The organism is Pseudomonas sp. 2848 (assembly GCF_003253945.1).
GTDB lineage: Bacteria > Pseudomonadota > Gammaproteobacteria > Pseudomonadales > Pseudomonadaceae > Aquipseudomonas.
This window is the reverse complement of sequence record NZ_QKZD01000002.1, coordinates 54,837-76,723: the sequence shown is the minus strand read 5'-3', so window position 1 is coordinate 76,723 and position 21,887 is coordinate 54,837. Positions and strand designations below refer to the sequence as shown.

Genomic DNA, 21,887 nt, shown 5'->3' with positions numbered 1-21,887 from the left:
CCACGATATTCCTGCTAGGAGCAAGGCATGAAACTGAAGCGTTTGATGGCGGCCCTGACCTTTGCCGCCGCTGGCGTCGCTGCCGCCAATGCGGTCGCCGCTGTCGATCCTGCAATCCCGACCTACACCAAGACCACCGGTGTTTCGGGCAACCTCTCCAGCGTCGGTTCCGACACCCTCGCGAACCTGATGACCCTGTGGGCCGAGGCCTACAAGAAGGAATATCCGAACGTAAACATCCAGATCCAGGCCGCCGGTTCCTCGACCGCGCCACCCGCCCTGACCGAAGGCACCGCCAACCTGGGCCCGATGAGCCGCAAGATGAAGGACGTCGAGCTGCAGGCCTTCGAGCAGAAGTACGGCTACAAGCCGACCGCCATCCCGGTTGCCGTGGACGCCCTGGCCGTGTTCGTGCACAAGGACAACCCGATCAAGGGCCTGACCATGGCTCAGGTTGACGCTATCTTCTCCTCCACTCGCCTGTGCGGCGGCAAGGCTGACGTCAAGACCTGGGGCGACATCGGTGTGACCGGCGACCTGGCCAACAAGCCAATCCAGCTGTTCGGCCGCAACTCGGTATCGGGCACCTACGGCTACTTCAAGGAAGAAGCCCTGTGCAAAGGCGACTTCAAGCCTAACGTCAACGAACAGCCTGGCTCGGCCTCGGTAGTGCAGTCGATCAGCTCGTCGCTGAACGGCATCGGCTACTCGGGCATCGGCTACAAGACCGCCAGCGTCAAGACCGTTGCCTTGGCCAAGAAAGAAGGCGGCGCGTTCGTCGAAGACAACGAAGCCAACGCCCTGAACGGCACCTACCCGCTGTCGCGTTTCCTCTACGTCTATGTCAACAAGGCGCCGAACAAGCCTCTGGCCCCGCTGGAAGCCGAGTTCGTCAAGCTGGTGCTGTCGCAGGCCGGCCAGCAAGTTGTCGTGAAGGACGGCTACATCCCGCTTCCAGCCAAAGTGGTCGACAAGACCCTGGCCGACCTGGGCCTGTCCCACGCGGGTAACGTTGCAAAGAAGTAAGTAATTGAGGTTGAGGCCGGTGACTAATAATACCGGCCTCTTCCACGAATTCCTTAGTCCGAAGCCAGGGCTCCTGCGCGGCGGGCTTTTTTGCGTCACTGCACTGTCATGTTTTTGTCATACGGGACCGCTAGGGTGTGCGCATGAATGATCTGGCCAACTCCACAATGACCCAAAATTCTCCTCCCGTGCGCATTGACTTCAATACGCCCGAGTTGCAACGCAAGCGCCGCCTGCGCGCCCTCAAGGATCGCCTGACCCGCTGGTACGTCCTGGTGGGCGGGCTTGCCGTGCTGGCGGCGATTACGCTGATCTTCTTCTACCTGGCCTATGTGGTGCTGCCGCTGTTCCAGGGCGCCACGCTTTCCAGCAAGAAGGCGCTGGAGCCGACCTGGCTGCAGCAGGACGCCGGTAAACCGCTGTTGATCGCCCTCGAGGAACAGAACCTCGTGGGTATGCGTGTATCCGACAAGGGCCAGGCCCTGTTCTTCGACACCAAGACCGGCAACGAGCTGAAGCGCGTCGACCTGCCGCTGCCGGCCGGCGCCCAGGTCAGCTCGATCAGCACCGACCAGCCGGGCAGCCCGCTGGTGGTGGTGGGCCTGTCCAACGGCCAGGCGCTGGTGTTCCACCACACCTACAAGATCACCTATCCGGACAACAAGAAGACCATCGAGGCGGGCATCGACTTCCCCTATGGTCAGGACCTGTTCACCCTGGATGAACAAGGCCGCGCGCTGGAGCATGTGAGCGTCAACGTCAACGGCGACACCTTGTTGCTGGCCGGTTCCACCGGTGCGCACCTGCAGGTGATCGAACTGTCGCGCACCGAGAACATGATGACTGACGAGGTCACTGTCGAGCAAAACCGTATCGAACTGCCGCAGATGACCGAGGTGGTGAAGAACATCTTCATCGACCCGCGCCAGCAGTGGCTGTACGTGGTCAACGGCCGCGCCACCGCCGACGTGTTCAGCCTGCGCGACAAGAGCCTCAACGGCCGCTACAAGCTGCTCGAGGACGGCAACGCCGAAATCACCGCGACCGCCCAGCTGGTTGGCGGCATCTCGCTGATCTTCGGTGACTCCAAGGGTGGCCTGAGCCAGTGGTTCATGGCCCGCGACCCCGATGGCGAGTCGCGCTTCAAGTTGATCCGCAGCTTCCAGCTGGGCAAGGCCCCGGTGGTGCAGATCGACGCCGAGGAGCGCCGCAAGGGCTTCATCGCCCTGGACAGCGACGGCAAGCTCGGCGTGTTCCACAGCACCGCGCACCGCACCCTGCTGGTCGAGCCGGTCGCCGAAGGCGCGGGCATCCTCGCCCTGTCGCCGCGCGCCAACCGCATCATCATCGAGCAAGGCAACAAGCTGCTGCCGCTGAGCCTGAAGAACCCGCACCCGGAAGTCTCCTTCAGCGCGCTGTGGGGCAAGGTCTGGTACGAGAACTACGACGAGCCCAAGTACGTCTGGCAGTCGACCGCCTCGAACACCGACTTCGAACCCAAGCTGAGCCTGTCGCCGCTGACCTTCGGTACGCTCAAGGCCGCGTTCTACGCGATGATCCTGGCTGCCCCGCTGGCCATCGCCGCCGCCATCTACACCGCCTACTTCATGGCCCCAGGCATGCGCCGCAAGGTCAAGCCGGTGATCGAGTTGATGGAAGCGATGCCGACGGTGATCCTCGGCTTCTTCGCCGGCCTGTTCCTCGCGCCGTACCTCGAAGGCCACCTGCCGGGCGTGTTCAGCCTGTTCCTGATCATGCCGATCGGTATCCTGCTTGCCGGCTACAGCTGGAGCCGCCTGCCGGAGTCGATCCGCCTGCGCATCCCTGATGGCTGGGAAGCGGCGATCCTGATCCCGGTGATCCTGGTGATCGGTTGGTTTGCCCTGTACATGAGTCCGTTCCTCGAGAGCTGGTTCTTCAAGGGCGACATGCGCCTGTGGATCAGCAACGACCTCGGCATCACCTACGACCAGCGCAACGCCCTGGTAGTGGGTATCGCCATGGGCTTCGCGGTCATCCCGAACATCTACTCCATCGCCGAGGACGCCGTGTTCAGCGTGCCGCGCAGCCTGACCCTGGGCTCGCTGGCGCTGGGCGCGACGCCATGGCAGACCCTGACCCGCGTGGTCATCCTCACCGCCAGCCCGGGCATCTTCTCGGCGCTGATGATCGGCATGGGCCGTGCGGTGGGTGAGACCATGATCGTGCTGATGGCCACCGGCAATACCCCGGTGATGGAGCTGAACCTGTTCGAGGGCATGCGCACCCTGGCCGCCAACGTGGCCGTGGAAATGCCCGAATCGGAAGTCGGCGGCAGCCACTATCGTGTGCTGTTCCTCGCCGCCCTCGTGCTGCTGTTGTTCACCTTTGTGATGAACACCCTGGCCGAGCTGATTCGCCAGCGCCTGCGCAAGAAATACTCGTCGCTTTGATAGAAAGGTAGAGATCCGTGAAAAAGGATTCCCTCAAAGGCTGGTTCAAGAGCGGCGCCCCCGGCGTCTGGATCAGTGGCGGCGCGGTGGCCATGGCGGTCATCATGACCGTCGGCCTGCTGGCCGTGATCGCCGTGCGCGGCCTGGGCCACTTCTGGCCGGCCGACCTGGTCCAGGCCACCTACAAGGTGCCGGGCCAGGCTGACCACATCGTCATCGGTGAAGTGGTGCAGAAGGAAGAAGTGCCCCGGGAACGCCTCAAGGGTGCCGGCCTGCCGGTGCCCGACCAAGGCCCGGAGTTCATGACCCGCGAGCTGATCAAGGTGGGCAACCGCGACCTCAACGGCAGCGACTTCACCTGGGTGGTCGGCGAGTGGCTGGTCGATCAGCAGAAACCTGCCGACCTGATTGCCCTAGAGCGCCGCGAATGGGGCAACTTCTACGGCTACCTGGTCAGCGTCAAGGAAGAAGGCCGCGTGGTCGCCCAGGGGCCGGAAGCCTGGAACGAGTTGCAGGCCCGCCTCAAGCGCGCCAGCCAGCTCAACGACCAGCTTGTGAAGCTCGAGAAGAAGGACATCGGTGCCATCAACCACGGCCTGGAGCGCCTGCGCCTGCACAGCCGCAAGCTGGAGCTGGACGGCAAGCTCGACGCCGCTGCACAGGCCGACATGGACGCCGAGCGCGCCGAACTGAACAACCGCTACAAGGCCATCGAAGAGCGCCTCAACGGCCTGCACCAGGAGTTCGCCCGCGACAGCCTGGTAGCCCGGGACGGCAATGGCCGCGAAGTGGAGATCAACCTGAGCAAGGTGGTCCACGCCATCCAGCCGAACGCCATGTCCGGTTTTACCAAGATGGGTGCCTACTTCGCCAAGGTGTGGGAGTTCCTCAGCGACGACCCGCGTGAGGCCAACACCGAAGGCGGTATCTTCCCGGCCATCTTCGGCACCGTGATGATGACCCTGATCATGGCGGTGATCGTCACCCCGTTCGGCGTGCTGGCTGCCGTCTACCTGCGTGAATACGCCAGGCAGGGCCCGGTGACCCGGCTGATCCGCATCGCCGTGAACAACCTCGCCGGCGTACCGGCGATCGTCTATGGCGTGTTCGGCCTGGGCTTCTTCGTCTACGTGCTGGGCGGCTCCATCGACCGGCTGTTCTTCCCCGAGTCGCTGCCGGCACCTACGCTGGGTACGCCGGGCCTGCTGTGGGCTTCGCTGACCCTGGCGCTGCTGGCCGTGCCGGTGGTGATCGTGGCCACCGAGGAAGGCCTGGCGCGTATTCCGCGCACTGTTCGCGAAGGCTCGCTGGCCCTGGGCGCGACCAAGGCCGAGACGCTGTGGAAGATCGTCCTGCCGATGGCCAGCCCGGCCATGATGACCGGCATGATCCTCGCCGTGGCCCGCGCCGCCGGCGAAGTGGCCCCGCTGATGCTGGTGGGTGTGGTGAAGCTGGCGCCATCGCTGCCGGTGGACGGCAACTACCCGTACCTGCACCTGGACCAGAAGATCATGCACCTGGGCTTCCACATCTACGACGTCGGCTTCCAGAGCCCCAACGTCGAGGCCGCGCGGCCGCTGGTGTACGCCACCGCGCTGCTGCTGGTGCTGGTGATCGCCACCCTCAACCTCTCGGCGGTGTGGATCCGTAACCACCTGCGCGAGAAGTACAAGGCCCTGGACCACTGATCCTGATTGCAAGCGTGCTGCCCGGATGCCGGGCGGCCCTTTGAAACGAATTGATAGCGTATGGAGTTGACCATGCAGCATGAATCCCACGCCCACGGCATCGACATGTCGGCCCTGGGCCGCGACAAGCAGAGCCTGCGCCTGGCTGAAGAGACCGTGGCCATCGAAGTACCCGGCCTGTCCCTGTTCTACGGCGACAAGCAAGCACTGTTCGACGTCAGTATGAACATCCCCAAGCAGCGCGTGACCGCCTTCATCGGCCCGTCCGGCTGCGGTAAGTCCACGCTGCTGCGCACCTTCAACCGCATGAACGACCTGGTCGACGGCTGCCGTGTCGAAGGCGCCATCAACCTGTACGGCAACAACATCTACCGCAAGGGCGAGGACGTGGCCGAGCTGCGTCGCCGCGTGGGCATGGTGTTCCAGAAGCCCAACCCGTTCCCCAAGACCATCTACGAGAACGTGGTCTACGGCCTGCGTATCCAGGGCATCAACAAGAAGCGCGTGCTCGACGAGGCCGTCGAGTGGGCGCTGAAGGGCGCGGCCCTGTGGGATGAGGTCAAGGACCGCCTGCACGAGTCGGCGCTGGGCCTGTCCGGTGGCCAGCAGCAGCGTCTGGTGATCGCCCGTACCATTGCCGTTGAGCCGGAAGTGCTGTTGCTCGATGAACCCTGCTCGGCACTGGACCCGATCTCGACGCTGAAGGTCGAAGAGCTGATCTACGAACTGAAATCCAAGTACACCATCGTCATCGTGACCCACAACATGCAGCAGGCGGCCCGTGTTTCGGACTACACCGCCTTCATGTACATGGGCAAACTGGTCGAATTCGGTGATACCGACACCCTGTTCACCAACCCGGCGAAGAAGCAGACCGAAGACTACATCACCGGTCGCTACGGCTAAGACCGGCAAGGTAGGAACGCCAGGGAACGACACGAACGACTTGAAGCCTGCAGCTGCTTCGCGGAGCGAAACGATGATCAACAAAGAAAGCCTTACCCACCACATCTCCCAGCAGTTCAACGCCGAGCTCGAGGAGGTGCGCAGCCACCTGCTGGCCATGGGCGGGCTGGTGGAGAAACAGGTGAACGATGCCGTCACCGCGCTGATCGAGGCCGACTCGGGCCTGGCGCAGCAGGTGCGCGAGGTCGACGAACAGATCAACCAGATGGAGCGCAACATCGACGAGGAGTGCGTGCGCATTCTCGCTCGTCGCCAGCCGGCGGCCTCCGACCTGCGCCTGATCATCAGCATCTCCAAGTCGGTGATCGACCTGGAGCGCATTGGTGACGAGTCCACCAAGATCGCCCGCCGTGCCATCCAGCTGTGCGAGGAAGGCGAGTCGCCGCGTGGCTACGTCGAGGTGCGCCACATCGGCGACCAGGTGCGCAACATGGTCCGCGACGCGCTGGACGCCTTCGCCCGCTTCGATGCCGACCTGGCGCTGTCGGTGGCCCAGTACGACAAGACCATCGACCGCGAGTACAAGACGGCGCTGCGCGAGCTGGTCACCTACATGATGGAAGATCCGCGCTCGATCTCCCGCGTGTTGAGCGTGATCTGGGCCCTGCGTTCGCTGGAGCGCATCGGCGACCACGCACGCAACATCTCCGAGTTGGTGATCTACCTGGTACGTGGTACCGACGTGCGCCACATGGGCCTCAAGCGCATGAAGGCCGAGGTGCAGGGCGAAGCGTTCGATGAGGGCGAAATCGCTAATGTTCCGGCTGAACCGGACGATAAATAAGATTGCTCCCGAGCATGAACGCCCGGCAACCGCCGGGCGTTTTCGTTTGCGGTCGAGCACCAGCAGGCACCCGCGAACCGTGTGAGAAGTCCCGGCGTGACCAGTGGTTTGGCAAATGGCCATCAGTCGGCGGTATGCTAGCCGGGATCAAGAGGAGTATCGATGAGTAAAGTGAATGTGCTGGTCGTGGATGATGCCCCGTTCATCCGTGACCTGGTAAGGAAGTGCCTGCGCAATGCCTTCCCCGGCATGGTGATCGAGGACGCGGTCAACGGTCGCAAGGCCATGGCCATGCTGAGCAAGGAACGTTTCGACCTGGTCCTGTGCGACTGGGAAATGCCGGAGATGTCCGGCCTCGAACTGCTGACCTGGTGCCGTCAGCAGGAAGAGATGAAGACCATGCAGTTCATCATGGTGACCAGCCGTGGTGATAAGGAAAACGTGATCCAGGCCATCCAGGCCGGCGTTTCCGACTTCGTCGGCAAGCCCTTCACCAACGAGCAGCTGCTGACCAAGGTGAAGAAGTCGCTGACCAAGATCGGCAAGCTCGACAGCCTGATGTCCAGCGCGCCGGCGCGGGTCAACTCTGCGTTCGCCAACGACTCGCTCAGTGCCCTGACGGGCGGTCGCCCGGACGCGGCCAAGGTAACCGCGCCCGCCGCTGCGCCCGTGGCAGCAGCGGCCAAGCCTCTGATCAACGCCCCCACGCCGAAGGCTGCCGCTGCAGCGGCCCAGGCTGGTCGTGGCCAGGGCCAACTGCGCCTGTCCAGCGGAACCCAGCCGTGCATGATCAAGGCCCTGAGCCTCAAGGAAGCCCTGCTGGTGGTGCGCCGCGGTACCAACCTGCCACAGGTGCTCGAAGGCGCGGTGCTGGACCTGGAGCAAGGCGAGAATGCCGAAACGGCGCGCCTGAACGGCTACCTGCACGCCATTGCGGCGCTGGAGCCCAAGCCTGAGAGCGACTGGCTGCAGCTGACCTTCAAGTTTGTCGACCAGGATGCGCAGAAACTCGACTACCTGTCGCGGCTGATCGCCCGCGGCACGGCGCAGAAGCATTTCACGCCTGGCGCCTGATGGCCGCTTGAGCACCGCGTCGGAGCGGATGTTTTGGGAGCGGGCTTGCCCGCTCCCACGTTACACCTCCAGCATCCCGACCAACTGTCATATCCCTCTCAAATCCGGCTGCTAGGCTTCGACAGAACGTAACTGTCAAAAAGCCACCATCATGCCGCCCTCCCGACTGCTGCTGTTCTGTGCCTTGCTCACGGCCTCGGCGTCGAGCCTGGGCATGACCATCTACAAGACCACCGATACCTATGGCGTGGTTTCCTATTCCGACCGTCCCAGTGTGGGCGCCAAGGTTTTCGTGTTCCGCGAACCCATGGTCGAGCGCCTGGACGGCCAGGTGCGGCTGAAGACCGAGGATTTCGCCGGTGGCGTGCGTTTTGTCGCGCGCAACGAGCTGTTCGTGCCGATGGAAGTTGAACTGCGTGTGGAGCGCCTGGCCAATGCCCAGGGCGGTAACGCCCCGCGTATCGTCCGGCGCCTGGTGCCACCACGCTCGAACCTGATCCTCAGCGTGGTGCAGGCTCGCCAAGGGGCTCGCCTCAAGTACGACACCAAGTTCCGCTACGCCATGGGCGACCCGGGCCAGCGCCCGCAGGGCTACCGTTATCCGTTCCCCTGGAAGGGCGGGCCGTTCCGCCTGAGCCAGGGCCCCAACGGCCGTTTCAGCCACTTCGGGCCCAAGGGCCGCTACGCCATGGATATCGCCATGCCCGAAGGCACGCCGATCATCGCGGCACGCGGCGGGGTGGTGGTGAAGATCGAGAACAACCAGAGCGGGCGGGGCAACAATCCGGCGGGCAATTTCGTCAGGATCCTGCACCCGGACGGCACCATGGGCGTTTACCTGCACCTGATGCGCGGCTCGGTGGTGGTGGGCGAGGGGCAGCGTGTGGCCCAGGGGCAGGCGCTGGCCAAATCGGGCAACACCGGTAACAGCAGCGGGCCGCACCTGCATTTCGTGGTGCAGCGCAATGTGGGGCTGGCGCTGGAGTCGATCCCGTATCAGTTCGACCGGCCAATCGGTGGACTGCCGGACTTTACCGCAGGGAATCCATGACGCATCGCGAGGCAAGCCCGCACCCACAGATGTAGGCGCGGGCTCTCAGGTCAATCGAGCTTGAGCACCTTGGCCAGCACAATCTTCGGCCCTTTCATCTTCTTGATGATGATGCGCAGGCCTTCGACCTCCAGCACTTCCTCTTCCTCGGGGACGCGTTTGAGGGTCTCGTAGATCAGCCCGGCGAGGGTTTCCGCTTCGATGTGGTCCAGGTCGATACCCAGCAAGCGCTCGACCTTGAACAGCGGCGTATCACCGCGCACCAGCAACTTGCCCGGCTGGTAGGCGAGGATGCCGCGCTCGGTCTTGCGGTGTTCGTCCTGGATATCGCCCACCAGCACTTCCAGCACGTCTTCCATGGTCAGGTAGCCGATCACCTTGCCGTCGGCTTCCTCGACCAGCACGAAGTGCGCGCCACCCTTGCGGAACTGTTCCAGCAGCTGGGACAGCGGCATGTGCCGGGACACCCGTTCCAGCGGGCGGGCGAGGTCTGCAAGGTCGATGGTTTGCGGCAAGTGGTCGAGCTCTGCGAGCTCCAGCAGCAGGTCCTTGATGTGCAGCAGGCCGGTGAATTCCTCGCGCTCGGCGTCATACACCGGGTAGCGGCTGAACTTGTGACGGCGCAGCAGGGCGAGGATTTCCTTCAGCGGCGCATGGGCATCGATGCTGACCATGTCCTCGCGGGAGTTGGCCCAGTCGACCACCTCCAGCTCGCCCATCTCGACGGCCGAGGCCAGCACGCGCATGCCTTGGTCGCTTGGGTCCTGGCCGCGGCTGGAGTGCAGGATCAGCTTGAGCTCCTCGCGGCTGTAGTGGTGCTCGTGGTGCGGGCCGGGCTCACCTTGCCCGGCGATGCGCAGGATGGTGTTGGCGCTGGCGTTGAGCAGGTAGATGGCCGGGTACATCGCCCAGTAGAACAGGTACAGCGGCACCGCCGTCCACAGCGACAGCAACTCGGGTTTGCGGATCGCCCAGGACTTGGGCGCCAGCTCGCCGACCACGATGTGCAGGTAGGAGATGACGAAGAACGCGACGAAGAACGAGATGCCCTTGATCAGCTCGGGGGAGTCGACGCCGAAGTAGGCCAGCAGTGGTTCGAGCAGGTGGGCGAATGCCGGCTCGCCGACCCAGCCCAGGCCCAGCGAGGCCAGGGTGATACCCAGCTGGCACGCCGAAAGATAGGCGTCGAGCTGGTTGTGCACCTTGCGCAGGATGCTGCCCCGCCAGCCATGCAGCTCGGCAATGGACTCGACGCGGGTGGAGCGCAGCTTGACCATGGCGAACTCGGCGGCCACGAAGAAGCCGTTGAGCAGCACCAGGAACAAGGCAAAGAGAATCATGCCGAAATCGGCGAACAACGAGGTGAGGCTGATACCAGGGGAAGGGTCCATGATGGGGTTTTTACGGGGTCCGTCTTTGAAAGGGAGAAAAAAAGTGCCAGCGATGGCTGGCACGGGGGATCCAATGTAGCGGCTGGCGCCGCAAAAGCAAAGGGGACGCTGACCGCATCGCGGGGCAAGCCCGCTCCCACGCTTGTCTTTGCTGGCGTGGGTGCGGGCTTGCCCCGCGAAGGGTCATCCTCGATTCGTGACCAATTGTGCTGGCGCAAAATGACAGGTGAAGGTGCTGCCATGCCCCGGCACGCTGCTGATTTCCAGGCGTCCGCGATGGCGCATCAGCACGTGCTTGACGATCGCCAGGCCCAGCCCGGTGCCGCCGGTGTTGGAGGCGCGGCTGGAGTCGACGCGGTAGAAGCGTTCGGTCAGGCGGGGCAGGTGCTTGGCCTCGATACCGACCCCCGAGTCCTGCACGCTGAGGTGCGCGCCCTGGTCGTCGGCCCACCAGCGAATGCGGATATTGCCCTCATCCTGGGTGTACTTGACCGCGTTGAACACCAGGTTGGAGAACGCGCTGCGCAGCTCCGACTCGCTGCCTTTGAGGCGTATGCCAGGCGTTGCTTCCAGGCTGATCCGCTGGTTGCGCGGGCCGGACAGGGCCTGGGCGTCGTTCTTGATGGCGGTGAGCAGGGTGTCGACCAGTACCGGCTGGTTGTCCGAGGGATAGTCGGTGGCTTCGAGCTTGGCCAACAGCAGCAGGTCGTTGAGCAGGGTCTGCATGCGTGAGCCTTGCGCGCTCATCTGCTGCAAGGCACGGCTCCAGCGCGGGTTCACGTCCTCGACGTTGTCCAGCAGCGTCTCCAGGTAGCCGGTGATCACCGTCAGCGGCGTGCGCAGCTCGTGGGAGACGTTGGCCACGAAGTCCTTGCGCATCTGTTCCAGCTGGTGGATGCGGGTCACGTCGCGCACCAGCATCAGGTGCTCGTTGTTGCCGTAGCGGGTAAGGTGCAGTTGCACACGCAGGCGGTCGTTGATCGGCGACGGGATCTCCAGCGGCTCGGCGTAGTTCTCCGACTCGAAGTACTCCTTGAAGCGCGGGTGGCGCACCAGGTTGGTCACCGGCTGGCCGCCGTCCTGCGGGGTCTTGAAGCCCAGCAGGGTCTCGGCGGCGCGGTTCCACCATTCCAGGTTGCCATCGCTGTCGAGCATGATCACCGCATCGCGCAGCGCGGCGGTGGACTCCTGGACCCGGTCGATCACTGCCTGCAGGCGGCCACGCACGCGCTGGTCGCGGCGCTGCAGGTGATAGATGCTGTCGAACACTTCGCCCCACAGGCCGTAGCCATCGGGTGGCGCTTCATCGGGTTGATGATTGCGCAACCAGTCGTGCAAGCGCAGCAACTGCTTCAGTGTCCAGCCCAGGTAGAAGGCCAGGCCGATGGCTAGGCTCCAGCCATAGTAACCGCTGACCAGCCCGCCGATCAGGCAGACGGTGATCAGCAGGAGCATGTGGCGAATCAGGGTCGCGTGCCAGTTCTGGTTCAATTGACAGTCCTTGTACAGCGGGCGCTTGGGCTTCGATCAGCTTTTGGTCGAGAAGCGATAGCCAGTGCCGCGGACGGTTTGTACCAGATTTTCGTAGGCTTCACCCAGTGCCTTGCGCAGGCGGCGGATGTGCACGTCGACGGTGCGCTCCTCGACATAGACGTTGCCGCCCCAGACCTGGTCGAGCAACTGGCCGCGGGTGTAGGCGCGCTCCTGGTGAGTCATGAAGAACTGCAGCAGGCGGTACTCGGTGGGGCCCATCTCGGCCGGTTTGCCGTCGATGGTCACGCGGTGGCTGATCGGGTCGAGCAGCAGGCCGCCGACTTCGATCGGCGCTTCGCTGTCGCTTGGGCCGGTGCGGCGCAGCACGGCCTTGAGGCGCGCCACCAGTTCACGGGGTGAGAACGGCTTGGTGATGTAGTCGTCGGCGCCGACTTCCAGACCCTGGATCTTGTTGTCCTCTTCACCCTTGGCGGTGAGCATGATGATCGGGATGTCGCCGGTCAGCTCGTCGCGCTTGAGGCGGCGGGCCAGTTCGATACCGGAGGTGCCCGGCAGCATCCAGTCGAGCAGGATCAGGTCCGGCTTGCGGTCGACGATGATGGCGTGGGCCTGTTGCGAGTTCTCGGCCTCGAGGCAGTCATAGCCGGCCATTTCCAATGCAACGGCGATCATCTCGCGGATAGGCGCTTCGTCGTCGACGATCAGAATGTTTCTGCCAACCATGCTCAATTACCTCTCCCAGGAACGATGTCTTGGCCCGCATTAGATAACGGAATTATTGCAGCTGTGTGACAGGGCGTGGGCGGTTCTGGCGACATTGCGTGACTGGACTAGGCTACAAGGGGCCGCGAGGGCGGCCGCGAACATTCAATCCACCCCTGAAACAATGGTGATTCCAATGACACGACATACGCTGAGCTGGATGGCCCTTTGCGCTGCGCTGACAGTGCCGGGGGTGGCGTCGGCTCATCACGCCATGGAGAAGGATGGCATGTGGGTCGACCACGATGGCATGACGCTGTACACCTTTGACAAGGACGCTGGAGGCAAGTCCATGTGCAATGGCGAGTGCGCCAAGAACTGGCCGCCGTTGATGGTGAAGAAGGACGACGAGGCGCCGAAGGACAAGTGGACCCACGTCACCCGCGACGATGGCTCGATGCAGTGGGCCTATGACGGCAAGCCGCTATACACCTTCGTCAAGGACAAGAAGGCCGGCGAGACCACCGGCGATGGCATGAAGGATGTCTGGCACGTCGCCAAGCCTTGATGCACCAGGCGTGGGAGCGCCGCTCCGCCGCTCCCACCATTGCCTGGACAGTTTCAGCGCAGCGCGTAGTCCAGCACCACACCGATGAAGATCAACAACCCCGCCCAGTGATTGTGCAAGAACGCCTTGAAGCACGACTCGCGGTCCAGCTTGCGCGTCGACCAGAATTCCCAGGCGAAGCATACCGCCGCCGCCAGCAGCCCCAGGTGGAACCAGCCGCCCAGTTCGAAGCGGTTGCCCGCCAGGAGCAGGCAGCCCAGCGACAGCAACTGCAGGCTCAGGATGATCACCCGGTCGGCCTCGCCGAACAGGATGGCGGTGGATTTCACGCCGATCTTCAGGTCGTCGTCACGGTCGACCATGGCGTAGTAGGTGTCATACCCCACCGTCCACAGCAGGTTGGCGATGTACAGCAGCCAGGCGCTGGCCGGCAGCTCGCCACCCGCGGCGGTGAAAGCCATCGGGATTCCCCAGGAATACGCCGCGCCCAGCACCACCTGCGGGTAGTAGGTGTAGCGCTTCATGAACGGGTAGCAGAAGGCCAGGGCGACCGCTCCGAACGACAGCCACACCGTGGTGGCGTTGGTGCACAGCACCAGCAGGAAGCTCACCCCCACCAGCAGAGCGCACAGCATGAGTGCTTCGCGGGGCTTCACCCGGCCGCTGGCCAGTGGCCGGTCGGCGGTGCGTTTGACGTGGCCGTCCACCTTGCGGTCGGCGAAGTCGTTGATGCAGCAGCCGGCGGCACGCATCAGCACCACGCCGAGGCCGAAAATCAGCACGTTGGCCAGGGTCGGCGAGCCGTTGCCGGCGATCCACACCGCCGACAGCGTCGGCCACAGCAGCAGATAGATGCCGATGGGGCGGTCCATGCGGCTGAGCTGGACAAAGTCCCAGGCGCGCGGGTGAAGGTGGTTGAGCGACTTGAGCAGTTGCAGGTACATCAGCGTTTTTCCTCCTTGGCCGCGTGCCACAGGGCGGGCAGAAACACCTCGGCCACCAGCAGGTCGAGGCCGTCGCGTTCGAAGCGCGAGCGCCGTCCCCACAGCCCGGCGCTGGCGACCGCGGCGGGCAGCCAGTCCTGTGGATAACTGCACACTTCGATAGGGTGGCGGACGAACGCCTGGTCGCAGAACAGTAGCTCGCCCAGCGAGCGGCTGCCCAGGGTCTCCAGGTCGAGCCCCCCGCGCTCCAGCGCTGTGCGGCTGGCGACGCTGCGGGCGAATACCCACGGCTGGCCATGGCCGCGCAGGTAGACCTCGCGCACCCAGCCCTGCGCGCCAGGCCGCAGGCCCAACGCGGCGCATTCATCGTCACGCAGTGGCTGCCAGCCCTCGCACAAAGGGGTGACGCTGAAGTGGTCATGGGAAAGACCGGTCAGGCGACGGGTCAGGGAGCCTTCGTCGAACAGCCAGTCCAGGGTCGGCTGGTCGGGCAGGGGCGCCAGTTGCGGATACGCCAGCCACGCGACAGCGGCTGCTTGCGGGGTTTCGTACGGCACGTCGGTATGCTTGATACAGGCCAGAGAGGCGGCGAGCTTAGCATGATTGCCGTCCTGGCTTGCATACTGCCAGCAGGCCCAGTACAAAAGCCGACCAGAGATTGCACGGTGGTCACTTGCAGGCGCGGGCGTACCCCGCGACCCGGCCACCAGCTGCAACGCACCAATAAGCCTGACCGAGGAACAGCACCCGATGAAGAAGTGGCAATGTATTGTCTGTGGCCTGATCTACGACGAAGCCGACGGCTGGCCGGACGACGGCATCGCCCCCGGCACCCGCTGGGAAGACGTGCCGGAAGACTGGCTGTGCCCTGATTGCGGCGTAGGCAAGAGTGACTTCGAAATGATCGCCATTGGCTGATCGCAACCCTGGCTTGAACAAGGAACGCACGACATGACGTCCCCCGTGGTGATCATTGGTACCGGCCTTGCCGGTTATAACCTGGCGCGAGAGTTTCGCAAGCTGGACGGCGACACGCCGCTGCTGCTGATCACCGCCGACGACGGCCGCTCCTATTCCAAGCCGATGCTGTCCACCGGCTTTGCCAAGCAGAAGGACGCCGACGGCCTGTGCATGGCCGAACCCGGCGCCATGGCCGAGCAGCTCAAGGCCGAGATCCGCACCCACACCCGCATCAGCGGTATCGACCCCGGCCACAAGCGCCTGTGGATCGGTGAGGAAGCGGTGGAGTACCGCGACCTGGTACTGGCCTGGGGCGCGCAGACTGTGCAGGTGCCCGTGGAAGGCGATGCGGGTGAGTTGGTCTTCCCGATCAACGACCTTGAGGACTACGCACGTTTTCGTGTCGCTGCCGCAGGCAAGCAACGGGTGCTGATCCTCGGCGCCGGCCTGATCGGCTGCGAGTTCGCCAACGACCTCACCTTGGGCGGCCTGCAGTGCGAGGTCGTGGCGCCGTGCGAACAGGTAATGCCGACCTTACTGCACCCGGCGGCGGCCGCTGCCGTGCAGGCAGGCCTGGAAGGGTTGGGGGTGCGTTTCCATCTCGGCCCGGTGCTGACCCGCCTGCAACGTTCGGGGGCGGCTGTGGAGGCGCACCTGTCCGACGGCAGCGTCATCCCTTGCGACCTGGTGGTGTCTGCGATCGGCCTGCGGCCGCGTACCGACCTGGCGGCGGCAGCGGGCCTGCAGGTCAACCGCGGGGTGGTGGTGGATCGCCAGCTGCGCACTTCTCACGCCAACATCTTCGCCCTGGGCGACTGCGCCGAGGTTGATGGCATCAACCTCCTGTACGTCATGCCCTTGATGACTTGTGCTCGTGCCCTGGCCCAGACCCTGGCCGGCAACCCGACTGCAGTGGCCTATGGCCCGATGCCGGTCACCGTGAAGACGCCGGCCTGCCCGTTGGTGGTATCTCCCGTGCCGGCAGGCCACGAGGGCACCTGGGTGGTGGAAGGTAGCGGTGGTGATCTGAAAGTGCTCTGCCATGGCGCCGATGGCCAGCTGCTGGGCTACGCCCTGACCGGCGGCGCGGTCATGGAGAAACTGGCGTTGAATCGCCAGTTGCCACCCTTGATGGCGTAAATAGCGGGCGTTCTGTCGGAATTATCCTGTTCTTGCCACCACAATGGCCGCCCAGATACTGGCGCGGCCCCGGTCGGCGTGCCATCCTCACTGGCGTCTGCCGCAGCCTAGAGCCTGCGGTGCCTTGAACGCTGCTCCCTTCGGCAGCACGGCATAACAACAAGAAATCCCGTCAAAGAGGCTTCACTATGCGTAAACCAGAACTCGCCGCCGTCATCGCCGAAAAGGCCGATCTGACCAAGGAAAAGGCCAATATTGTCCTGAACGCGATTCTCGACAGCATCACCGGCGCACTCGACAAGGACACCGTCACCCTGGTCGGCTTCGGCACCTTCGAAAAACGCCACCGCGGCGCTCGCACCGGCAAGAACCCGCAGACCGGCGAGCCGGTCAAGATCAAGGCTAGCAACACCGTCGCCTTCAAGCCGGGCAAGAACTTGAAGGAAAGCGTCAACGCACCGGCCAAGCCTGCCAAGAAAAAGTGATCGACAAGCCATCGAGACGGGCGCCTTAAGGCGCCCGTTGTGTTTCTGGTAAGCAAATGCAGCGAACTTGCATAAACAGGGCGATAAACGGATAAACTGCGCGACTCAGTCATTTTTCACTCGAGGCGCGTTGATGAAGTTTCGTTTTCTTCTCTGGGCCATGGGCTTGCTGATGGCCAAGGCCAGCCGCAACAACCCGGCGTTCCAGCAGCAGCTGCAGGACAAGGACCTGGTCTTCCAGATGCAGACGCTCGACGGCAAGATTGCCCGGCACTTCATCGTCAAGGACCTGCGCATCAGCAGCAAGGGCGGCCTGCACCCGCAGCCGGCGTTCGCCATTGCCTTCAAGGATGCCGCGTACGGCTTTGCCACGCTGCAGGCCGGTAACAAGCAGCTGGCGTTCATGCAGGGGATTCAGGAGAAGAACATCCAGATCAAGGGCAATCCGGCGCTGGTGATCTGGTTCCAGGGCTTGATGAAGTACCTGAAACCGAAGAAGAAAGTGTAGGAGCGGCTTTAGCCGCGATGCAGGCACCGCGGTTTCTGGCACCCGCTTCGCGGGTGATCGCGGCTGAAGCCGCTCCTACGGGGCGGCCTTAATGCGAATGCGGCGCATGGAACTGCGACGCCAGCTCGCGTAGCAATGCCTCGGCCTCCAGCACCTTGTTCACCACCTCTTCGGCCTTGTCCCGGGTCAGCCCCAGGCGCTCGAGCAGGGCATCCGGGATCTCGTCCTTCGGCCCCGAGCCAATCCCCCGGGCGCGCAGCAGGCGCGTCGCCAGGCACACCAGGTTGGGGAACGCCGCATAATCGCCGTCGTACGCCGGATCGTGCTGGAAGCGCAGGGCTGTGGACAGTTCATCGGGCATGTCCCACAGCTTCATCAGCCAGGCACCGATCTGTTCACGGCTGATCCCCAGCAAGTGCTGCTCCACATAGCTGTGGCACAGGTGCGGGTTGACCTCCAGATGACGGCAGATCAGCGAGAAATGCGGTGGGAAGACGTGGGCCAGCAGCAGATAGCCGAAGTTGTGCAGCAGCCCGGCCAGGTAGGTCAGGCCTGCTTCCGGGCGTTCGGCGCGCGGCATGGCACGGGTCAGACCCTCGATCACGGCAGCGGTATAGATCGACTGCTGCCAATACGGCGTGGCCTGTTGCGGGTGGTCCTTGGGCAGGCTCAGGGTCTTGCCCAGGGCCAGGCCCAAGGCCAGGTTGATCACCAGGTCGAAGCCCAGTACCCGCACGATGGCGTCTTCCACCGAGCGGATCTTGCCGGGTGACGCGTAGTAGGGCGATGCCGCCCAGCTGACGACTTGCGCAGCCAGGGCCGGGTCGGTTTCGACCACGCCGGTGATGTCGTCGATGCTGGCATTGGGGTCGACGCGCAGCTTGATGATCTTCTGCGCGGTGTCGGCCAGCGGCGGAATCTCGATGGTCTGCTCCAGGCGTTGCTGGATGCGCCGGGCGGTGAAGGCCTGGACTGCGCGGATGACTTCCTTGGGAGGGCCGTCCAACTGATCGAAACTGAGGCGAATATCGCTGATCCGCTGGCCGAAGGTGCTGGCGCTGGCCTTGATCAGCATCTTCTTGAAAGCCGTCCGGCCGATTTCCAGGAGCAGCCCGGCTTCACCGGACTGGATCAGCAGGGTTTCGTTGTCGAGCAGGCTCTTTTCGTACTGGCACGGCGAGCTGGTCAGCGCGGGAATGGCGGGCAGGGCCTTGAGGTGATGCTTGTCGAGCATCTGCTTCAAGCGCTCCAGCGGCACGGCCTTGAGCTTGCGTCCGGTCAGTTCCTCGAGGCGCTTGAGGTCCAGCAACTGGCTTTGCGGGAACAGCACCATCAAGGCACCGATCTCGTCATCGAGCAGCACGGCCTGAACGCGCGAGTTGGCCGGCAGCCCCGGGTGCTCGGGCACCTCGCGGAAGCTGACGTCGAGCTTTTCGAGCAACTGCCGGATAACAGACGGTGCGTGTAGGGTTGCGGTATCCAGGGCAACTTCAGTCATGGCCTGTATCCAATCATTTCTGTAAACGCGAAGTATAACCAGCCTGGCCGCCAAGCTGGATCCATAATGGGACGGGCGTCACACCTGGCCATATTGTTGGCCGTGGCGCAACCAGCGGTCGAGTAGCGGGCTGACGTGGTCGGGCCAGCGTGCCAGCAGGGCCTGGGCGGCATCGCGCACGGCCGGCAACAGGTCGGCATCGCGCATCAGGTCGGCGACCTTGAACTGTAGCAGGCCGGTCTGGCGGGTCCCGAGCATTTCGCCGGGGCCACGCAACTCCAGGTCTTTCTCTGCTATGACGAAACCATCGTTGGTTTCCCGCATGATGCCCAGGCGTTCGCGGCCGATCTGCGAAAGTGGCGGGTGGTAGAGCAGCACACAATGGCTTGCCGCGCTGCCCCTGCCGACCCGGCCGCGCAGCTGGTGCAGCTGGGCCAGGCCCAGGCGCTCGGGGTTCTCGATGATCATCAGGCTGGCATTGGGTACGTCGACGCCGACCTCGATCACCGTGGTGGCCACCAGCAATTGCAGGTCGCCGGCCTTGAACTCGGCCATCACCGCGGCCTTTTCCGCAGGCTTCATGCGCCCGTGGATCAGGCCCACGCGCAGCTCGCCCAGGGCGCTGCCCAGCTCCTCGAATGTACTTTCGGCGGCCTGGCAGGTCAGTTCCTCGGATTCCTCGATCAAGGTGCATACCCAGTAGGCCTGGCGACCTTCGGCACAGGCGGCGCGGACCCGCTCGACCACCTCGAAACGACGGCTGTCGGCAACCAGTACGGTATTCACCGGTGTACGACCGGGGGGGAGCTCGTCGAGGACCGAGGTGTCCAGGTCGGCGTAGGCGCTCATGGCCAGGGTGCGTGGGATCGGGGTGGCGGTCATGATCAACTGGTGCGGGCACAGTTGGCCCATGACGCCTTTCTTGCGCAGGGCCAGGCGCTGTTGCACGCCGAAACGGTGTTGTTCGTCGATGATCGCCAGGGCCAGGTGCTTGAACTGTACCTCGTCCTGGAACAGCGCATGGGTACCGACCACCATCGGCGCGCCATTGGCGATCTGCTCCAGGGCGCTGGCGCGGGCCTTGCCCTTGAGCTTGCCGGCCAGCCAGGCGACTTCGATACCCAGCGGCTCGAGCCAGCGTTTGAAGGTGATGAAATGCTGCTCGGCGAGGATCTCGGTGGGGGCCATCAGCGCCACCTGGTAACCGGCCTCCAGGGCCTGCAGCGCCGCCAGGGCAGCGACCACGGTCTTGCCGGCGCCCACGTCACCCTGTACCAGGCGCATCATCGGTTCGGGTTGGCTGAGGTCGTAGGCGATCTCGTTGCCGACGCGCTGCTGGGCACCGGTTGGGTTGAAGCCGAGGTTGGCCAAGTACTGGGCCGGCAGGCGGGTGGCCTTGGGCAGTACCGGCGCACGCAGGCTGCGCTGGCTTTCCCGCAGGCGCTGCTGGGAGAGCTGATGGGTCAGCAGTTCCTCGAAGGCCAGGCGGTGCTGGGCCCAGTGATGGCCCTCGGCAAGCTCGTCCAGATCGGCATCGGCCGGCGGGTTGTGCAGGTAGCGGATGGCATCGCTCAATGGCGCCAGCTGGTAGTCGCGGGCAAGTTGGTCGGGCAGCCAGTCGGGCAGGCTGCGCGGGCCGAGCAGGCCCAGACTCTGCTGGCACAGCAGGCGCAGGCGCTGCTGGGTGAGGCCTTCGGTGGTCGGGTAGATCGGCGTCAGCGTCTGTTCGACCGGCGGCGGTGCTTCGTCGCCGTTCAGCGCCCGGTATTCCGGGTGGTAGATTTCCAGCCCCGAGGCGCCGGGGCGGGCTTCGCCATAGCAACGCAGGTGGGTGCCACGCTTGAGGCCTTCCTTCTGCGCATTGCTGAAATGGTAGAAGCGCAGGCTCAGCGTGCCGCTGCCATCGCCCAGGCGCACCACGAGACTGCGCCGCTTGCCCATGGTCACGTCGGCGCCGCTGACCACGCCCTCGATCACCGCGTCCTGGCCGGGACGCAGCTGGCCGATGGGCACCACGCGGGTGCGGTCCTGGTAGCGCAACGGCAGGTGGAACAGTATGTCCTGCAGGTTCTCCAGGCCGACCTTGGCGAGTTTCTCTGCCATGGCTTCACCAACACCCTTGAGCGTGGTGACCGGGACGTTCGACAGCTCGGTCATGGGCTCAGGCCGGTTGTTCCACGGGTGGCTTGGCCACCGAGCAGAGACGGATCGAGTCGGCGAGGATCTCGATGGCCTTCGGCCGCGGGAAGCTGGCGCGCCAGGCGATGGCCACGGTGCGGAACGGCGCGGGCGCGGTCAGCGGGCGAACTTCGATAACGCCCGGCGCGTAATGATGGCTGTGCACCGCCGACAGCGGCAGGATCGAGACGCCCAGGCCCGAAGCGACCATGTGGCGGATGGTTTCCAGCGAGCTGGATTCGACCGTGGTGTGCTTGGAGGCCTCGCCGCCCTTGTTCAGGGTCGGACAGGCTTCGAGCACCTGGTCGCGGAAACAATGCCCCTCGCCCAGCAGCAGCAGGCTCTTGTCGTTGAGCATGGCGGTGTCGATGGTGTCCTTGGCGGTCCACGGGTGGTCGGCCGGCATCAGCGCACAGAACGGTTCGTCGTACAACGGCAGGGTCAGCACGTCGGCCTCGTTGAACGGCAGGGCGATGATCACTGCGTCCAGTTCGCCATTGCGCAGCTTCTCGCGCAGCACGTGGGTGAAGTTCTCTTCGATGTACAGCGGCATCTGCGGCGCCACGCGGTGCAGTTGCGGGATCAAGTGCGGGAAGAGATAGGGGCCGACGGTGTAGATGGCGCCGACCTTGAGCGGGGCAGTCAGCTGGTTCTTGCCGGCCTGGGCCAGTTCGCGGATGCCCTGGGCCTGTTCCAGCACCTTCTGCGCCTGGGCGACGATGCTCTCGCCGACCGGCGTGAGGCGCACCGCGCTCTTGCTGCGCTCGAAGATCAGCACGCCGAGTTCGTCCTCGAGCTTCTTCACGCCCACCGAAAGGGTCGGCTGGCTGACGTGGCAACGCTCGGCTGCGTGGCCGAAGTGCTGCTCTTGCGCGAGGGTGACGATGTAGCGAAGTTCGGTGAGGGTCATAACGTGCGTCCATGAAGTTGCGGCCCCAGCATAGCGGCTGCAATCGATAGACGCACGTTATCAGACTTGCCGTTTTGTGACAGAAACA

20 protein-coding genes are annotated in these 21,887 nt (G+C 64.2%); 12 read left to right on the top strand and 8 right to left on the bottom strand.

The window, feature by feature from the left end; genetic code table 11:
• Positions 1-27 precede the first annotated feature (27 nt).
• The 7 genes from DFS21_RS04295 (at position 28) to DFS21_RS04265 (ending at position 9,021) form a co-directional block, all read left to right on the top strand.
• Complete coding sequence (locus DFS21_RS04295; RefSeq protein WP_102684600.1) at positions 28-1,026, top strand: phosphate ABC transporter substrate-binding protein PstS; 999 nt, start codon at positions 28-30, stop codon at positions 1,024-1,026.
• 143 nt (positions 1,027-1,169) lie between these two features.
• Positions 1,170-3,458, top strand: coding sequence for an ABC transporter permease subunit (locus DFS21_RS04290; protein WP_111531901.1), 2,289 nt, complete (start codon positions 1,170-1,172; stop codon positions 3,456-3,458).
• Between the two features lie 17 nt (positions 3,459-3,475).
• Positions 3,476-5,146, top strand: a complete 1,671-nt coding sequence (pstA, locus tag DFS21_RS04285; RefSeq protein WP_038707069.1) for a phosphate ABC transporter permease PstA — start codon at positions 3,476-3,478, stop codon at positions 5,144-5,146.
• Positions 5,147-5,218: 72 nt separating this feature from the next.
• Positions 5,219-6,052, top strand: a complete 834-nt coding sequence (gene pstB / locus DFS21_RS04280) for a phosphate ABC transporter ATP-binding protein PstB (RefSeq protein WP_031315066.1) — start codon at positions 5,219-5,221, stop codon at positions 6,050-6,052.
• Between the two features lie 73 nt (positions 6,053-6,125).
• Positions 6,126-6,896 carry a phosphate signaling complex protein PhoU gene (gene phoU / locus DFS21_RS04275; RefSeq protein ID WP_023630537.1) on the top strand — a complete coding sequence of 257 codons (771 nt, stop codon included), beginning with the start codon at positions 6,126-6,128 and terminating at the stop codon, positions 6,894-6,896.
• Between the two features lie 162 nt (positions 6,897-7,058).
• Positions 7,059-7,970 carry a response regulator gene (locus DFS21_RS04270; protein ID WP_111531900.1) on the top strand — a complete coding sequence of 304 codons (912 nt, stop codon included), beginning with the start codon at positions 7,059-7,061 and terminating at the stop codon, positions 7,968-7,970.
• Positions 7,971-8,121: 151 nt separating this feature from the next.
• Positions 8,122-9,021 carry a peptidoglycan DD-metalloendopeptidase family protein gene (locus DFS21_RS04265; RefSeq protein ID WP_110696809.1) on the top strand — a complete coding sequence of 300 codons (900 nt, stop codon included), beginning with the start codon at positions 8,122-8,124 and terminating at the stop codon, positions 9,019-9,021.
• Positions 9,022-9,071: 50 nt separating this feature from the next.
• On the opposite strand, the gene DFS21_RS04260 is transcribed toward DFS21_RS04265, so the two are convergent.
• The 3 genes from DFS21_RS04260 to phoB form a co-directional block, all read right to left on the bottom strand.
• The gene (locus DFS21_RS04260; RefSeq protein ID WP_110696806.1) at positions 9,072-10,412 is read right to left on the bottom strand and encodes a hemolysin family protein; all 1,341 of its coding nucleotides are present in this window, start codon (positions 10,410-10,412) and stop codon (positions 9,072-9,074) included.
• A 183-nt stretch (positions 10,413-10,595) separates the two neighbouring features.
• Positions 10,596-11,867: a phosphate regulon sensor histidine kinase PhoR gene (phoR, locus tag DFS21_RS04255; RefSeq protein WP_256591256.1), complete on the bottom strand. Its 1,272-nt coding sequence runs from the start codon at positions 11,865-11,867 to the stop codon at positions 10,596-10,598.
• 72 nt (positions 11,868-11,939) lie between these two features.
• Positions 11,940-12,629 carry a phosphate regulon transcriptional regulator PhoB gene (gene phoB, locus DFS21_RS04250; protein WP_003253341.1) on the bottom strand — a complete coding sequence of 230 codons (690 nt, stop codon included), beginning with the start codon at positions 12,627-12,629 and terminating at the stop codon, positions 11,940-11,942.
• A gap of 175 nt (positions 12,630-12,804) precedes the next feature.
• Between phoB and DFS21_RS04245 the strand changes: the two genes are divergently transcribed.
• Positions 12,805-13,176 carry a hypothetical protein gene (locus DFS21_RS04245; RefSeq protein WP_111531898.1) on the top strand — a complete coding sequence of 124 codons (372 nt, stop codon included), beginning with the start codon at positions 12,805-12,807 and terminating at the stop codon, positions 13,174-13,176.
• Between the two features lie 53 nt (positions 13,177-13,229).
• Here DFS21_RS04245 and ubiA read toward each other — a convergent pair whose 3' ends face one another.
• Positions 13,230-14,120: a 4-hydroxybenzoate octaprenyltransferase gene (gene ubiA, locus DFS21_RS04240; RefSeq protein ID WP_111531897.1), complete on the bottom strand. Its 891-nt coding sequence runs from the start codon at positions 14,118-14,120 to the stop codon at positions 13,230-13,232.
• Positions 14,120-14,677 (bottom strand): chorismate lyase, encoded by a 558-nt coding sequence (locus tag DFS21_RS04235; protein ID WP_111532032.1) that lies wholly within the window; start codon positions 14,675-14,677, stop codon positions 14,120-14,122. The genes ubiA and DFS21_RS04235 overlap by 1 nt, the downstream gene beginning before the upstream one ends.
• A gap of 193 nt (positions 14,678-14,870) precedes the next feature.
• On the opposite strand from DFS21_RS04235, the gene DFS21_RS04230 reads away from it, so the two are divergent.
• The 4 genes from DFS21_RS04230 (at position 14,871) to DFS21_RS04215 (ending at position 17,213) form a co-directional block, all read left to right on the top strand.
• Positions 14,871-15,038, top strand: a complete 168-nt coding sequence (locus tag DFS21_RS04230) for a rubredoxin (protein ID WP_023532601.1) — start codon at positions 14,871-14,873, stop codon at positions 15,036-15,038.
• Between the two features lie 33 nt (positions 15,039-15,071).
• The gene (locus DFS21_RS04225) at positions 15,072-16,220 is read left to right on the top strand and encodes an NAD(P)/FAD-dependent oxidoreductase (RefSeq protein WP_110696799.1); all 1,149 of its coding nucleotides are present in this window, start codon (positions 15,072-15,074) and stop codon (positions 16,218-16,220) included.
• Positions 16,221-16,408: 188 nt separating this feature from the next.
• Positions 16,409-16,705 (top strand): HU family DNA-binding protein, encoded by a 297-nt coding sequence (locus DFS21_RS04220; protein ID WP_110696796.1) that lies wholly within the window; start codon positions 16,409-16,411, stop codon positions 16,703-16,705.
• 133 nt (positions 16,706-16,838) lie between these two features.
• Entirely contained in the window at positions 16,839-17,213 is a 375-nt protein-coding gene (locus DFS21_RS04215) for a helicase (RefSeq protein ID WP_110696794.1), read from the top strand.
• Between the two features lie 88 nt (positions 17,214-17,301).
• Here the strand turns inward: DFS21_RS04215 and DFS21_RS04210 are convergent, their stop codons facing one another.
• From DFS21_RS04210 to DFS21_RS04200, 3 genes are all read right to left on the bottom strand, one after another.
• A complete protein-coding gene (locus DFS21_RS04210) occupies positions 17,302-18,711 on the bottom strand; it encodes an aminoacyl-tRNA deacylase and HDOD domain-containing protein (RefSeq protein WP_111531896.1) in 1,410 nt (469 codons plus the stop codon).
• A gap of 78 nt (positions 18,712-18,789) precedes the next feature.
• Entirely contained in the window at positions 18,790-20,868 is a 2,079-nt protein-coding gene (gene recG / locus DFS21_RS04205; RefSeq protein WP_110696790.1) for an ATP-dependent DNA helicase RecG, read from the bottom strand.
• A 4-nt stretch (positions 20,869-20,872) separates the two neighbouring features.
• Positions 20,873-21,799 (bottom strand): hydrogen peroxide-inducible genes activator, encoded by a 927-nt coding sequence (locus DFS21_RS04200; protein ID WP_102684588.1) that lies wholly within the window; start codon positions 21,797-21,799, stop codon positions 20,873-20,875.
• Positions 21,800-21,887: the final 88 nt, after the last annotated feature.